This is a genomic window from Pseudomonas subflava (genome assembly GCF_023823685.1).
GTDB lineage: Bacteria > Pseudomonadota > Gammaproteobacteria > Pseudomonadales > Pseudomonadaceae > Aquipseudomonas > Aquipseudomonas subflava.
This window is the reverse complement of the sequence record NZ_JAMXBF010000003.1, coordinates 633,873-649,472: the sequence shown is the minus strand read 5'-3', so window position 1 is coordinate 649,472 and position 15,600 is coordinate 633,873. Positions and strand designations below refer to the sequence as shown.

General features: G+C 68.8%; 11 protein-coding genes. All 11 read left to right on the top strand.

The window, feature by feature from the left end:
- From tssH to NF616_RS06380, 11 genes are read left to right on the top strand one after another with little or no spacing between them, the layout of a single operon-like run.
- Positions 1-2,577 carry a type VI secretion system ATPase TssH gene (gene tssH / locus NF616_RS06430; protein ID WP_252272418.1) on the top strand — a complete coding sequence of 859 codons (2,577 nt, stop codon included), beginning with the start codon at positions 1-3 and terminating at the stop codon, positions 2,575-2,577.
- Positions 2,578-2,599: 22 nt separating this feature from the next.
- Complete coding sequence (locus NF616_RS06425; protein ID WP_252272480.1) at positions 2,600-4,105, top strand: sigma-54 interaction domain-containing protein; 1,506 nt, start codon at positions 2,600-2,602, stop codon at positions 4,103-4,105.
- A gap of 46 nt (positions 4,106-4,151) precedes the next feature.
- Positions 4,152-4,289 (top strand): type VI secretion protein, encoded by a 138-nt coding sequence (locus NF616_RS06420; RefSeq protein ID WP_137973956.1) that lies wholly within the window; start codon positions 4,152-4,154, stop codon positions 4,287-4,289.
- Between the two features lie 18 nt (positions 4,290-4,307).
- Positions 4,308-5,534: a type VI secretion system-associated FHA domain protein TagH gene (tagH, locus tag NF616_RS06415; RefSeq protein WP_252272417.1), complete on the top strand. Its 1,227-nt coding sequence runs from the start codon at positions 4,308-4,310 to the stop codon at positions 5,532-5,534.
- 18 nt (positions 5,535-5,552) lie between these two features.
- A complete protein-coding gene (tssJ, locus tag NF616_RS06410; protein ID WP_137973954.1) occupies positions 5,553-6,023 on the top strand; it encodes a type VI secretion system lipoprotein TssJ in 471 nt (156 codons plus the stop codon).
- A gap of 3 nt (positions 6,024-6,026) precedes the next feature.
- On the top strand, positions 6,027-7,358 hold the full coding sequence (gene tssK, locus NF616_RS06405; RefSeq protein WP_137973953.1) for a type VI secretion system baseplate subunit TssK: 1,332 nt from the start codon (positions 6,027-6,029) through the stop codon (positions 7,356-7,358).
- Between the two features lie 2 nt (positions 7,359-7,360).
- Positions 7,361-8,227, top strand: coding sequence for a type IVB secretion system protein IcmH/DotU (icmH, locus tag NF616_RS06400; protein WP_252272416.1), 867 nt, complete (start codon positions 7,361-7,363; stop codon positions 8,225-8,227).
- Positions 8,228-8,233: 6 nt separating this feature from the next.
- Positions 8,234-11,755 (top strand): type VI secretion system membrane subunit TssM, encoded by a 3,522-nt coding sequence (gene tssM / locus NF616_RS06395; protein WP_252272415.1) that lies wholly within the window; start codon positions 8,234-8,236, stop codon positions 11,753-11,755.
- Complete coding sequence (locus NF616_RS06390; protein WP_252272414.1) at positions 11,755-12,486, top strand: PP2C family protein-serine/threonine phosphatase; 732 nt, start codon at positions 11,755-11,757, stop codon at positions 12,484-12,486. Before tssM ends, NF616_RS06390 begins: the two co-directional genes overlap by 1 nt.
- Positions 12,483-13,442, top strand: coding sequence for a serine/threonine-protein kinase (locus NF616_RS06385; RefSeq protein WP_252272412.1), 960 nt, complete (start codon positions 12,483-12,485; stop codon positions 13,440-13,442). The genes NF616_RS06390 and NF616_RS06385 overlap by 4 nt, the downstream gene beginning before the upstream one ends.
- Positions 13,443-13,467: 25 nt before the next feature.
- Positions 13,468-15,588, top strand: a complete 2,121-nt coding sequence (locus tag NF616_RS06380) for a type VI secretion system Vgr family protein (protein WP_252272410.1) — start codon at positions 13,468-13,470, stop codon at positions 15,586-15,588.
- Positions 15,589-15,600: the final 12 nt, after the last annotated feature.

Sequence of the window (15,600 nt, the reverse complement as noted above, 5' to 3'; positions counted from 1 at the left end):
ATGATCAACGTCGACCTACAACAGCTGGTCCAGGCACTGGACGCCGAGACCCGCCGCGAACTGGAAGCCGCCGCCGAACGCTGCCTGCAGCGCGGCGGCAGCAAGATCCTGGTCGAAGACCTGCTGCTCGGCCTGCTCGAGCGCCGCGACGGCCTGCTGGCCCGCGCCCTGCAGGACGCCGAAGTGGATGCCTTGGAGCTGGCCGCCACCCTGCAGCCACGCGGCGAGATGAGTGAGTCGCGCAACCCGGTGTTCTCCGCCGAACTGGTGCAGTGGCTGCAGGACGCCCTGCTGGTGGCCAACCTGGAACTGGGCCAGAGCCAGATCGAACAGGCCGCGCTGCTCCTGGCCCTGCTGCGCAACCCGCTGCGCTATGCCGGCACGCGCTACCAGCCAATGCTGGCGAAGATCGATGCCGAGCGCCTGCGTGACTTCGCCCTCAGCCAGCAGCCGTCGAACCAGCCGGGCAAGCCGGCCGCGCCGGGCGAATCCAATCTGCAGCGCTTCACCCACAACTTCACCCAGCGCGCCCGCGACGGCAAGCTCGACCCGGTGCTGTGCCGCGACGGCGCCATCCGCCAGATGATCGACATCCTCGCCCGGCGGCGGAAGAACAACCCGATCGTGGTCGGCGAGGCCGGCGTCGGCAAGACCGCGCTGGTCGAAGGCCTGGCCCTGCGCATCGCCGCCGGCGAAGTGCCGGAAGTGCTGCGCGGCGTCGAGCTGCTCGGCCTGGACATGGGCCTGCTGCAGGCCGGCGCCAGCGTCAAAGGCGAGTTCGAACGGCGCCTGCAGGGGGTGATCGACGAAGTGAAGGGCGCGGCCAAGCCGACCATCCTGTTCATCGACGAAGCCCACACCCTGATCGGCGCCGGCGCCCAGGCCGGCGGCTCGGACGCCGCCAACCTGCTCAAGCCGGCCTTGGCCCGTGGCGAGCTGCGAACCATCGCCGCCACCACCTGGAGCGAATACAAGAAGTACTTCGAGAAAGACCCGGCCCTGGCCCGGCGCTTCCAGCCGGTGCAGCTGCACGAGCCGACCGTGCAGGAAGCGGTGACCATCCTGCGCGGCCTGGCCCCGGTGTACGAGCAGAGCCACGGCATCTACCTGCGCGACGACGCGGTGGTGGCCGCCGCCGAGCTGTCCGCGCGCTACCTGGCCGGGCGCCAGCTGCCGGACAAGGCGGTGGACGTGCTGGATACCGCCTGCGCGCGGGTGCGCATCAGCCTGGCCGCCGCGCCGGAAGCCCTGGAACGCCTGCGCGGTGAGCTGGCCGAAGGCGAGCGCCAGCGCCTGGCCCTGCGCCGCGACCTACAGGCCGGCCTGGCGGTGGACGAAGCGGCCTTGGCCGCCCTGGAACAGCGCCTGACCGAGGCGGAAACCGAACTGCAGCAGATCGATTCGCGCTGGAACGAACAGCGCCAGCTGGCCGAACGCCTGCTCGACCTGCGCCAGCAATGCGCCCAGGCCCGCGCCGAAGGCAGCGATGAATTGGAAGCGCTGGAAAGCCAGCTACGCGAGGTGCAGGCCGAACTGGCCAGGGCCCAAGGCGAGGAGCGGCTGGTCAGCTTCGAAGTCTGCCCGCGCCTGGTGGCCGAAGTGATCAGCCACTGGACCGGCGTGCCGCTGAGCCAGCTGGCCCGCGAACACAACGCCAAGGTGGCCAGCTTCGCCAGCGACCTGCGCGCCCGCGTGCGTGGCCAGGAGCAGGCGGTGCAGGTGCTGGACCGCGCAATGCGCGCCGCCGCCGCCGGACTGAACAAGGACGACGCGCCGGCCGGCGTGTTCCTCCTGGTCGGCCCCAGCGGCGTCGGCAAGACCGAGACCGCCCTGGCCCTGGCCGACCTGCTGTACGGCGGCGAGCGCTTCCTCACCACCATCAACATGTCCGAGTTCCAGGAGAAGCACACCGTCTCCCGCCTGATCGGCGCGCCGCCCGGCTACGTCGGCTACGGCGAGGGCGGCATGCTCACCGAAGCGGTACGGCAGAAGCCCTACTCGGTGATCCTCCTCGACGAAGTGGAGAAGGCCGACCCGGACGTGATGAACGTCTTCTACCAGATCTTCGACAAAGGCGTGGCCAACGACGGCGAAGGCCGCGAGATCAACTTCCGCAACTGCCTGATCCTGCTCACCTCCAACCTGGCCAGCGACAAGATCGAAGCGCTCTGCGCGGGCGAGCAACGGCCGCCAGTGGAGCAGCTGGAAGAGGCGATCCGCCCGACCCTGAGCCGCCACTTCAAGCCGGCCCTATTGGCGCGCATGCGCGTGGTGCCCTACTACCCGGTGGCCGGTGTCGTGCTGCGCGAGCTGATCCAGCTCAAGCTGGAGCGCCTCGGCCAGCGCCTGGGCAAACGCCGCCTGGCCTTCAGCCACAGCCCGGCGCTGCTCGACCACCTGGCCGAACGCTGCGCCAGCGGCGAGAGCGGCGCGCGGCTGATCGACCAGCTGCTGGAGCAGAGCGTGCTGCCGCGCATCGCCGACCGCCTGCTGGATGCCATGGCCAGCGGCGCGGCGATCTCCCGTGTACACGCCACCCTGGACGGTGAAGGAGCGCTGGCCTGTGAGTTCGATTGAGCGCATCGTCGAAGCCGCGCCGCTGCTGGGCCAGATCGCCCAGCCGCTGGCCTATGCCGAACAGCTGCTGCAGCAGTTCACCCGCCTGTCGCGCCTGGCCGCTGCCGAGCGCCTGCCGGCGGCCCTGGCCGAGGCGGCGGCGCAGCTCAGCGGCTGCCGCCTGGCCCAGCTGTACCTGCTGGACAGCACCCACACCCGCCTGACCCTGGCCGCCGAATGGCTGGATGGCCGACTCGCCGAGCACGAGACCAGCCTGCCCAGCGACTACGACGGCGAGCAGCTGCTGCAGTACTGCCTGTGCCAGAACCGCCACCTGAGCCTGGCCAGCCTCGACCCCAGCCTGCACGAAACTAGCTTCCTGCCGGCCGCGGAAAAACCCTGGCGCAGCCTGCTGTGCCTGCCGCTGCAGGATGAGCAGGCGCGCGTCGCCGGCCTGCTGCTGGTGGCCAGCAGCGGCACCCGCGACCTCGACGGCTTCGCCGCCTCGCTGGCCAGCCTGGGCGCCTTCGCCCTGGCCCAGCACCAGCTGCTGCAGCGCCTGCGCGCACCCAAGGCGGCCGCGCCGGAAGCGGCCAGCGCGGCGCTGCCCAGCGACTACGGCCTGATCGGCAACAGCCCGGCCATGCGCCCGGTGTATCAGCTGATCGGCAAGGTGCTGCACAACCCCACCAGCGTGCTGCTGACCGGCGAGACCGGCACCGGCAAGGAGCTGGTCGCCCGCGCCATCCACGACTGCGGCTTCCGCCGCAGCCAGGCCTTCATCGTGCAGAACTGCGCCTCGCTGCCGGAGAACCTGCTGGAGAGCGAACTGTTCGGCTACCGCAAGGGCGCCTTCACCGGCGCCGAGCGCGACCGCAAGGGCCTGTTCGACGCGGCCGACGGCGGCACCCTGTTCCTCGACGAGATCGGCGACATGCCCCTGGCCCTGCAGGCCAAGCTGCTGCGCGTGCTGCAGGAAGGCGAAGTACGCCCGCTGGGCAGCACGCAGACGCACAAGGTCGACGTGCGCATCGTCGCCGCTACCCATCGCGACCTGCGCAGCCTGGTCGAGGAGGGCCGCTTCCGCGAAGACCTGTTCTATCGCCTGTCGCACTTCCCCATCGAGCTGCCGCCGCTGCGCGCCCGCGCCGAGGACATCCTGCAACTGGCCCGGCATTTCGCCGCCAAGGCCGCCAGCTTCCTGCAGCGCGATGCCTGCCGCTGGTCCGAGGCGGCGCTGGACCACCTGGCCGGCTACGCCTTCCCCGGCAATGTGCGCGAGCTGAAAGGCCTGGTGGAGCGCGCCGTGCTGCTGTGCGAAGGCGGCGAGCTGCTGCCCGAGCACTTCAACCTGCACCCCACCAGCCTCGCCGACGACAGCTGCATGAACCTGCGCGAGCGCATGGAAAAGGTCGAGCGCAACCTGCTGCTCGACTGCCTGCGCAAGAACCGCGGCAACCAGAGCCAGGCCGCCCGCGAGCTGGGCCTGCCGCGCCGCACCCTGCTGTACCGCATGGACCGGCTGAACATCAGCCCGGCCGACGTCTGAGGCCGCCATGCATTCCCTATCCGTCACCGCCAGTGGAGAAACCGCGATGTCCCACCGCCTTCTGACCGCCACCCTGCTCGCCGCCCTGCTCGGCCTCGCCGGCTGCGGCGGCAACTACAAGTCCAGCGACGACGAGTACCGCCCGCTGGGTGACCCGCACGCCGAACAGCAGCGCGAAGACTGAGCGCAAGGAGCCCCTACCATGGAACTGGTATTCGATATCGTCAGCGCCCAGCAGTACGCGCCGGGTCTGCTGACCAGCAAGAGCTTCAAGAAGGCCGGCGGCGTGATCGGCCGCGGCGACGAATGCGACTGGGCCATCCCGGACAGCAAGCGCATCCTCTCCAACCGCCACGCCCAGGTCAGCTACGCCGACGGTCACTTCTATCTGACCGACATCAGCAGCAATGGCGTGACCCTCAAGGACAACGGCGCGCGCCTGCCCAAGGGCGAGCCGCAGCGCATCGAGCACGGTTGCGTGTACTGCCTCGGCGAGCTGGAGATCCGCGCCCGCGTGCTGCAGGACCCGGCCCAGTTCGAGGAGCAGATCGGCCAGCGCCAGCACGCCGGCAGCATCATCCCCGACGACGCCTTCCTCGACCTTGACCCGATCGCCGCCCTCGAGCAGCGCCCGCGCGGCTACAGCCAGCTGGACGAGTTCGCCGGCCTGGTACAGGCGCCGGAGGAAGAACAGGCGCGCACCCAGTACGCGCGCATCGACATGGAAAGCCTGCTGGTGCCCGAGCTGGTCCAGGAACTGGAGCCGACGCCGGTAGAAGCGCCACGCCCGCAGGCCCGCCCGGTGCAGATGCCGGTGGCCGCCGAGCCACTGCCGCAAGGCTTCTGGCAGCGCTTCGGCGACGCCCTCGGGGTGAAAGTCGACGACCTCGACGCCGAGGCTCGCGAGGCCCTGGCCCTGCAGGCCGCGCGCCTGCTCAAGCAGAGCGTGGCCGGCCTGCAGCAGAGCCTGCGCACCCGCGGCGAGCTGAAGAACGAACTGCGTCTGGCCCTGACCACCGTGCAGAGCGCCGGCAACAACCCGCTCAAGCAGGTCGGCGATGCCGGCGAGGCGCTCACCGCCATGCTGCGCGGCAACAAGCCCGGCCAGCTGCCGGCCGAGCAGGTCATGGGCCGCGCCTACCGCGACCTGCAGGCGCACCAGGTGGCGCTGTTCGCCGCCAGCCGCACGGCAGTGCAGGGCCTGTTCGAGCAGTTCGCTCCCGAGCAGCTGACCCTGCGCTTCGAGCAGGACCGCAAGCCGCTGCTGGCCACCTCCGGCACCCGCTGGCGCGCCTACCAGCGCCACTTCCGCGCGCTGGAGAAGGACGACGACTGGAGCCAGCGCCTGTTCGCCCGCGACTTCGCCAAGACCTACGAAGAGCAGGTCCGCCTGATCGCCACCCTCAACACCGATTACCAGCCTTCGTAAGAAGCAAGGATGAATGCCATGCGCCGTCTTATCAGCCTTAGCCTGCTCAGTTTGCTCGCCGCCCTCGGCGGCTGCTCCAGCCTGTCGCCCTACTCCGACACCACCAAGCTCGACCTGCGCCTGCAGGCCAGCGACGACCTCAACCCGGACCTGGCCGGCCGCCCCTCGCCGATCGTGGTGCGCCTGCTGGAGCTGAAGAATCCCTCGTCGTTCAACAACGCCGAGTTCTTCTCCCTGTACCAGCGGCCGAAGGAGTCGCTGATGCCCGACCTGGTCAGCTTCGAGGAGATGGAAGTGCGCCCCGGCGAGGAGCGTGATCTGAAGCTCTCGGTGCAGCCGGGCAGCCGCTACGTCGGCGTGATCGCCGCCTACCGCGACCTGCCGGAAGCCAGCTGGCGCTACGTGGTGTCGCTGCAGGAAGGCGAGATCAACCAGGCCGGCGTGGTGCTCGGCAAGCGCGGCCTGGAGCCGCTCAAGGAAGAGGACTGAGCAATGGAAATGCTCAAGGTTGTCTGGCAGGAAGGGATGCTCCTGCGCCCCCAGCACTTCCAGCAGAACGATCGCTACTTCGAGCACCAGCTCAAGTCGCGCTCGCGCCTGCAGGACATCTACCCCTGGGGCTTCTTCAGCCTGGAGGTGGACCGCCAGTTCCTCGGCATGGGCAAGCTGGTGCTCAGCCAGGCCAGCGGCGTGCTGCCCGACGGCAGCCTGTTCGAACTGGACGCCAGCCGCGAGCCGCTGGCCCTGGACATCCCGCCGAACACCGCCGCCACCCCGGTGTACCTGGCCCTGCCGCTGGTCACCGGCAACCATATCGAGAGCCGCCGCAGCGAGCAGCAGGACGTGCTGGCCCGCTATCGCGCCCATGAGCTGGAAGTGGCCGACTCCAACGCTGGCGACGTCACTGTCAGCCAGGTCAGCTGCGGTCGCCCGGACTTCCGCCTGCTGCTCGGCGAGCAGCAGAACGACCAGGCCTTCGTGAAGCTCAAGGTGGCGGAGATCTTCGACACCAGCCCGGACGGGGTGATCAGCCTCGACCAGGACTTCAGCCCGACCTTCCTGCATGTGCAGGCGTCCAGCTACCTGCTGTCCTGCCTCAAGGAAGTCATCAGCCTGCTCGGCCACCGTGGCGACATCCTCGCCGAACGGGTACGCGCCGCCGGCAAGCTGGGCAATACCGAGGTGGGCGACTTCCTCATGCTGCAGCTGGTCAACCGCTACGAGCCGCAGCTGCGCCACTACCTGTCCCTGGAGCAGATGCACCCGGAGCTGCTGTATCGCGAACTGGTCGGCCTGCTCGGCGAGCTGGCCACCTTCGCCGCCGACCACAAGCGTCCGCGCCTGGACGGCCGCTACCTGCACAACGACCAGGCCGCCAGCTTCCGCAAGCTGATGGAGGCGCTGCGCCAGGTGCTGTCCATGGTGCTGGAGCAGCACGCCATCGAGCTGCCGCTGCAGCAGCGCCAGTACGGCATTCAGGTCTCGCCGCTGCAGGACCACGCGCTGCTGGGCAACGCCACCTTTGTCCTCGCCGCCGATGCCCAGTGCGAGTCCGAAGAGCTGCGCAAGCGTCTGCCGGCGCACCTGAAGATCGGCGCGGTGGAACGCATCCGCCAGCTGGTCAACCTGCACCTGCCGGGCATCAAGGTGAAGCCGCTGCCAGTCGCGCCGCGGCAGATCCCCTTCCACGCCGGCAAGACCTACTTCGCCCTGGAGTTCAGCGCCGAGGAACTGGCGCAGCTGGAGAGCTCCGGTGGCTTTGCCTTCCACGTGTCCGGCGACTTCGCCGGGCTTGAGCTGAAATTCTGGGCGATCAGGAGCTGAACATGATCAGGGAAGCACAGGACAAGACCGTCGTCCTCAACCGCCAGGGAGAAGGCGCCGCACCGCGCGGGCCGCTCACCGACTTCGCCACGCCGCGCTTCGAGCAGCTCGAAGAGCGCATGGTCTACGCCGCGCGCATGCGCCCGGCGGAAGTCTTCAACATCAGCTTCAACCCGCTGGTGGCTGCCAGCGCGCTGCTGCTCTCGGAAGTGGTGCGGCTGAAGACCCACGCCAGCGCGGAGAACTTCGACGCGCTCAACGAGCGTCTCAATGTGGCGATCAAGCTGTTCGAGCACCGCGCCCTGCAGGAAGGCGTGGAAGGCGGCCAGGTGATGGCCGCGCGCTACGTGCTGTGCACCGTGGTCGACGAGGCCGTGGTGACCACGCCCTGGGGCAACGAGAGTGCCTGGTCGCAGATGAGCCTGCTGTCGACCTTCCACAACGAGACCTTCGGCGGCGAGAAGTTCTTCCAGCTGCTCGAGCACCTGTCGCGCAACCCGGTCAAGCACCTGGCCATGCTCGAGCTGATGTACATCTGCCTGTCGCTCGGCTTCGAGGGCAAGTACCGCGTGCTACCGCGCGGCATGCTCGAACTCGAAGCGATCCGCGACAGCCTGTACCGGCAGATCCGCCAGCTGCGTGGCGACATCCCGCGCGAGCTGTCGCCGCACTGGGAGGGCCTCAAGGAAGGCCGCCGGCGGCTGGTGCGCATCGTCCCCGGCTGGCTGGTGGCGGTGGCCACGGTGGCCGGCCTGGCACTGCTCTACGCCGGCTTCAGCTGGGTGCTGCACGAGCAGCGCGGCACCGTGCTGCAACCCTATCAGGCGGCCGAAGTCGCTCCGGCCCCCGCACAAAGCAATCAGGGATGATCTGAGATGAAGGACTTTCTCAAGAAAACCGCGGCGTTCGTCCGCAAGACCTGGGTCTGGAGCCTGTGCCTGGTCCTGGTGCTGGCCCTGCTGATCTGGTTCGTCGGCCCGCTGCTGGCGGTGGCCGACTCCAAGTTCTGGGCGCCGGCGGCCAGCCGCCTGGTCAGTATCAGCCTGCTGTTCCTCGCCTGGGGCCTGTTCATCGTGTTCGTCAGCTGGCGCGCCAACGTGCGCAAGAAGGCCGAGGCGGATGATGCCGACGCCCAGGAACGCCTGCGCCGCGACGGCCTGATCAGCGAGGAGCAGCTGGAGCTCAAGGGCCGCTTCAAGCAGGCCCTGCGCACCCTGAAGACCTCCAGCCTGTACCGCGGGCGCAGCGAGAAGTGGCGCAACGACCTGCCCTGGTACCTGCTGCTCGGCCCCGAGGGCAGCGGCAAGACCAGCCTGCTGGACTTCTCCGGTCTGGACTTCCCGCTGAACAAGGGCGACGAGCGCCGCCTGACCAAGGACGTCGGCGGCACCCGCTACTGCGACTGGTACTTCGCCGACCACGCCGTGCTACTGGACACCGCCGGCCGCTACCTGACCCAGCCCGACGTGGCGGTGGACAGCCGCGCCTGGCACACCCTGCTCAGCCTGCTGCGCAAGCGCCGCGCGCGCCCGCTGAACGGCGTGCTGGTGAACATCCCGGTCGACACCCTGCTGTACGCCAGCGAACTGGAACTGGAAAACTTGGCCCGCCAGATCCGCCAGCGCCTGCACGAACTGCACGCCGAGCTGCGCGCCGAAGTGCCGGTGTACCTGGTGCTGAGCAAGGCCGACAAGGTCATCGGCTTCGACGAGTTCTTCGACCAGCTGAGCCGCGAGGAGAGCGACCAGGTGCTCGGCACCAGCTTCCGCAAGGGCCAGAGCGCCACCGACGCCAGCGTGGTGCGCCAGGAGTTCGAAGAGCTGCTGCGCCGCCTCAACAGCCAGGTGATCATGCGCCTGCACCAGGAGCGCGATACCCAGCGCCGCGGCCGCATCCTCGACTTCCCGCACCAGCTCGGCCAGCTCGGCGAGCGCCTGTGCCTGCTGGTGGAACTGGCCTTCAGCGGCAACCGCTACCAGCGCTCCAGCCAGCTACGCGGCTTCTACCTGACCAGCGCGCCGCAGCTGCAGGAGCTGCTCGACCCGAGCACCACCGGCATCGGCCGCAACCTCGGCCTGGCCGGCAGCAGCCTGCCGACCTACCGCAGCGGCCGTGCGCGTTTCATCAACCAGCTGCTCAGCCGGGTGATCTTCCCCGAGGCCGAACTGGCCGGCCTGGACGACAAGGAAGTGCGCCGCATCGACTGGCGTCAGCGCGGCCTGTATGCCGGCGCCGCCGCCTGCCTGGTGCTGTTCGGCCTGCTCTGGGGCACCAGCTACTCGGCCAACCACGGCCGCCTGGAACAGCTGCGCGAACTGGCCCTGCAGCTGGGCCGCGACGGCGAGGGCATCAGCGCCAAGGACGACGCCCAGCGTGCCCTGCCGCTGCTCGACGGCAGCTACACCGCCACCCAGGTATTCCCCAGCACCGGCGACGCCAGCCTTCTGGAGCGCGGCGGCCTGTACCAGGGCCCGCAGGTGCAGCCGCAGGTGCATGCCGCCTATCGCCGCAGCCTGGAAAGCGAGCTGCTGCCACGGGTGGCACGTCAGCTGGAAGGGCAGATCCGCGCCAACCGCGACGACCGCGAGCTGCTGCTCGGCAGCCTGCGCGCCTACCTGATGCTCAACCTGGAGGAGCGCCGCGACCCGGCCTTCCTGCAGGACTGGCTGGCCTCCGACTGGTCGCTGCGCTACGCCGGCGACGAGCCGACCCAGAAGCGTCTCAACGCGCACTTCCAGCGCCTGCTGGCCGAGCCGTTCAGCGCCTACCCGCTGAACGACGACCTGGTGGCCGAAGCCCGTCAGATCCTGCGCAGCGAGTCGCTGGCCAACGTGGTCTACCGCATGCTCCGCGACCAGGCCCGCAGCCTGCCCGACTACCGCATCGCCCAGGCCCTCGGTGCCCAGGCGCCATTGCTGCTCGGTAGCGACTACGCCATCCCCGGCCTGTATACGCAGAAGGGCTACCAGCAGTTCTTCGTCGCCCAGGGCCTCGGCCTGGTGCGCGACATCCTCGAAGACAACTGGGTACTGGGCGAAGGCAACCAGCTCAGCGACCGCGACCTCGGCCGCCTGATGGTGGAACTGGAGCAGCTGTACTTCCGCGACTACGCCAACTACTGGGGCGAGGCCATCGCCCAGCTGAGCCTGGAGCCGATCGGCAACACCGCCCAGGGCATCACCGTGCTCACTGCCCTGACCGCGGCCAACTCGCCGCTGCTGCAGGTGCTGGTGGAAGTGCGAGAGAACACCCGCTTCGACCTGCCGGCCGCCGCCGACCAGACCGATGACCTGGCCGCCCAGGCCAAGCTCGGGAAGAAGGGCAAGCTGGCCGCCGCCGCGGCCGGCAAGGGCCTGGACGCCATCGCCAAGAGCCTGCCGGACACCGCCCGCCGTGCGCTGCAACGACGCTTCGAGCCGCTGCACCGCCTGCTCGACGACAACAGCGGCGCCGGCCCGGAACTGGCCGCCACCCTGCAGGCACTGGACGCCCTGCAGCTGCAACTGAGCGGCATGGCTCACGCCAGCTCGCCGGAGCAGGCCGCCTTCGAACTGGCCAAGGCGCGCATGGGCGGTCGCCCGGATGCGATCAACCAGGTCCGCGGCACCGCCGCGCGCCTGCCGCAACCGGTGGGCAACTGGCTGACGCTGATCGCCGACGACAGCTGGCAGCTGGTGCTCAACGACGCCTACGGCTACCTGAACAAGCGCTACCGCAACGAGCTGTACGCCTTCTACAAGGAGTCGCTGTTCAAGCGCTATCCGTTCAGCGCCAAGAGCGACAGCGACGTGGCCATCGCCGATTTCCGCGAGTTCTTCAAGGCCGACGGCGTGGCCGACGCCTTCGTCGATCGCTACCTCAAGGACTTCGTCAGCGACAGCGACGGCGAGTACCAGCTGCGCCGCATGGACGGCCAGGGCCTGCCGCTGTCGCCGGTGTTCCTGACCCAGATGAACCGCACCCAGGTGATCCGCCGCAGCTTCTTCGCCGAGAACCCGGCCGAGCCGCTGGTGCTGTTCAAGCTGGAGCCGTTCGCCCTGGACTACAGCCTAAACCGCGCCGACTTCCGCTTCGGCGGCCAGCAGATGGAGTACCGCCACGGCCCGATCATCGCCACCGCCTTCCGCTGGCCGGCCGAGGGCGAGAGCGAGCGCAGCAGCCTGGTCCTCGAAGAACAGGGCGGCCGCCGCGTCGGCATCGAGAAGAACAGCGGGCCCTGGGCACTGTTCCGCCTGATCGACATGATGAAGGTGGAGCAACACAGCGGTCGCGACGTGCTGCTGCTCAAGGCCAACCTCGACGGCCTGCAGGCCAAGTACCTGCTGCACAGCCAGCGCTCGCCGAACCCGTTCGATGCCAGCCTGCTGCGCCAGTTCAAGCTGCCGGCGACCCTCTGATGAAGGTCGCCCAACGCCTCTGGTCCAGCGCCGGGCGCACCGACACCGGCAAGGTGCGCGAGCGCAACGAGGATGCCTTTCTCGACCAGCCACAGCAGGGCCTGTGGGTGGTCGCCGATGGCATGGGCGGGCACCAGGCCGGCGATCTGGCCAGCCGCCTGATCGTCGAGAGCCTGGCCGAGCTGCCCACGGACCTGGATTTCGAGGACCGCCTGGACGCCCTGCGCGGCTGCCTGCACCGCCTCAACCGCCACCTCAGCCTGGGCCTGACCCTGACCGAGGCCACCCCCGACCTGCTGGTTGGCAGCACGGTGGTGGCGCTGCTCGCCGAGGGCAGCCGGGTGGCCTGCGTGTGGGCCGGCGACAGCCGCTGCTACCTGCTGCGCGGGCGCCAGCTGTTCCAGCTCAGCCGCGACCATTCACTGCTGCAGCAACTGGTCGAGGAACGCGGCATGAGCCCGGCGGACGCCGCGCGCCAGCCCGGCGCCCATGCCCTGACCCGGGCCATCGGCGCCGCCGAGGAACTGCAGCTGGACATCCTCGAACTGGAGAGCCTGCCCGGCGATGTGTTCCTGCTGTGCAGCGACGGTCTCTACCAGGACCTCGACCACGACGACATGACCGCCGCGCTGCTGCGCCCCAGCCCGCAGCTGGCCCTGCAGCGCCTGTTCGACCTGGCCCTGCAAGGCCCGGCCCGCGACAACCTGAGCGGCGTGGTGATCAACCGATGAACGCGGAAGCCAAGGTGGTCAGCGCCGACCTCACGGTGATGGCTGGCGCCAACCCGGCGCGCGTCGCCCGCCCGTTGCCCAAGGACCTGCCCGAGCTGCTCGGCGGCCGCTACCAGATCGAGCGACTGCTCGGCGTCGGCGGCATGGGCGCGGTGTACCGTGCCCGCGACCTGCTGCGCGAACAGTTCGGCGAACCGCAGCCCTGGGTGGCGCTGAAGACCCTCAGTGAGGACTTCGCCGAATACCCGGACGCCAGCGCCCTGCTCTACAGCGAGTTCGCCCTCACCGCGCGGCTCAGCCACCGCAACCTGGTGCGCTTCTACAGCTTCGAGGTGGACCCGGCCTGCCAGCGTGCCTTCATCACCATGGAGCTGCTCAAGGGCAACACCCTCGACCACGTACTGCACCAGTACCCCAGCGGCCTGCCCTGGCCCGAGGCACACCGGGTCGCCCTCAGCCTGCTCGAAGCGCTGCGCTACGCCCACGACCAGGGCGTGCTGCACGGCGACCTCAAGCCGAGCAACCTGATGCTCGGCGACGACGACATCCGCCTGTTCGACTTCGGCCTCGGCCAGGCCCGCGAGGGCTTCCTCAAGGGCTTGCCGCGCCTGGCGCGCAGCCGCTTCGCCGCCTGGACGCCACGCTACGCCGCCCCCGAACTGCTCGACGGCGCCACCCTGAACGCCGCCGCCGACGTCTATGCCGTGGCCTGCGTGATCTACGAACTGTGCAGCGGCCAGCATCCTTTCCGCCGGCAAAGTGCTAAACAGGCGCTGGCAATGGAACTGCCGCTGACGGCCCCTGCGGACCTGCCCCGCGCACTGTGGCCGGCACTGCGCGCCGCGCTGGAATTCGACCCGGCCCGGCGCAGCACCCTGCCGGACCTGCTGCGTGCCTTCCGCAACCAGCGCCCCACCACTTCGCTGCTCGCGCGCTGGCTGCGCCGCACGGCCTGACAGGCCTACCGACAAGGACGATCGCATGTTCAATCCCGCCAACCAGACCCACTTCAGCCTGCATCTCGAAGGCCTCGAACACGACCTGCAGGTGCTCGAATTCAACGGCCGCGAGGCCCTCGACCAGCCCTACCGCTTCGAGGTGGAACTGGTCAGCGAGAAGCCCGACCTGGATCTGGACGAGCTGCTCGGCAAACCGGCCTTCCTCGCCATCGTCCCGGACGGCAGCGGCATCCACGGCCTGATCCACGATGTCGGCCAGGGCGAATCGGGCAAGCGCCTGACCCGCTATCACCTCACCCTTAGCCCTAAGCTGACCTGGCTCGGCTATCGCACCAACCAGCGTATCTACCAGCACCTCACGGTGCCGCAGATCATCGCGCAGGTTTTGGAGGAACACGGCATCCTCGGCGGCGCCTACCGCTTCCAGCTCGGCCCCACTGTCTACCCCGAGCGCGAGTACTGCGTGCAGTACGACGAGACCGACCTGCACTTCATCCAGCGCCTGTGCGAGGAAGAGGGGCTGCACTACCACTTCGAACACTCGGCCAAGGGCCACGTGCTGGTATTCGGCGACGACCAGACCGGCTTCCCCAAACTCGGCCAGCCCACCGCCTATGTGCAGGACAGCGGCCTGGTGGCCGACGAGCCGGTGATCAAGCGCTTCAACCTGCGCCTGGCCACCCGCACCAACCAGGTCAGCCGTCGCGACTACGACTTCGAGCAACCACGCCTGCTGCTGGAGACCGGCGCCAAGGCCGACTTCCAACCCAAGCTGGAAGACTACGACTACCCCGGCCGCTACACCGAGCGCACCCGCGGCAAGCACCTGTCGCAACGCGCCCTGGAGCGCCACCGCGCCGACTACCAGCTGGCCCAGGGCGAGAGCGACCAGCCGCGCCTGGTGACCGGCCACCTGCTGGAAATCTCCGACCACCCGCGCCGCGAATGGAACGACCTCTGGCTGCTGCAAGAGGTGCTGCACGAGGGCAAGCAGCCGCAAGTGCTGGAGGAGTCGGTAACCAGCTTCCTCGGCGGCTCCCTCCCCTCTCCCCCTGAGAGAGGGGCCGGGGGTGAGGGTGCATCCGCCAACTCGGACGACTTCAAACAGGGCTACCGCAACCGCTTCAGCGCCACCCCCTGGGACGTGCTGTACCGCCCCGCCCTGCGCCATGCGAAACCCAAGGTACTGGGCAGCCAGAGCGCCGTAGTCACCGGGCCCAAGGGTGAAGAAATCCACTGCGACCAGTACGGCCGGGTGAAGGTGCAGTTCCACTGGGACCGCGAGGGCCAGGCCGACGACACCACCAGCTGCTGGCTGCGCGTGAGTTCGAGCTGGGCCGGCGACCGCTATGGCGGCATCGCCATCCCGCGCATCGGCATGGAGGTGCTGGTCACTTTCCTTGAGGGCGATCCCGACCAGCCGCTGGTCACCGGCTGCCTGTACCACAAGGAACATGTGGTGCCCTACGACCTGCCAGCCAACAAGACCCGCACGGTGTTCAAGACCCTGAGCAGTCCGGGCGGTGGCGGCTACAACGAGCTGCGCATCGAAGACCGCAAGGGCCAGGAGCAGATCTACATCCATGCCCAGAAGGACTGGGACGAGAACGTCGAGCACGATCAGAAGATCCGCATCGGCCACGAGCGCCACGACAGGGTCGAAGCCAACAGCTACACCGAGCTGAAAGCCGAGGAACACCACACCACCCACGCCGAGCGCAAAGTGGAGGTGAAGGCCGAAGACCACCTGACCATCGCCCAGAACCAGCACATCAAGCTCGGCACCGCCCAGCTGACCAAAGCCGGCCGCGAGATCCACCTCAAGGCCGGACAGAAGATGGTCATCGAAGCCGGTGTCGAACTCACCCTTAAGGCCGGCGGCAGCTTCATCAAACTCGATCCCAGCGGCATCACCCTGGTCGGCCCCCTGGCCAAACTCAACGCCGGCGGCGCGCCGGGTTCGGGTACCGGGATCTCCATCAAGCAGCCGTTGCAGCCGGGGATGGCGGACAAGGACAAGGCGGGGAATCTGTTGGATCAGGCCTTGCTCAATCCGTTGAGCATGCCGAACAAGCCACCAGCCGTTTGCGAGGAATGCCTGCGTCGAGCGCAGGCGAAAGCACAAGTTCTGGTTGCACGGTGAGGAGTAGGAAAT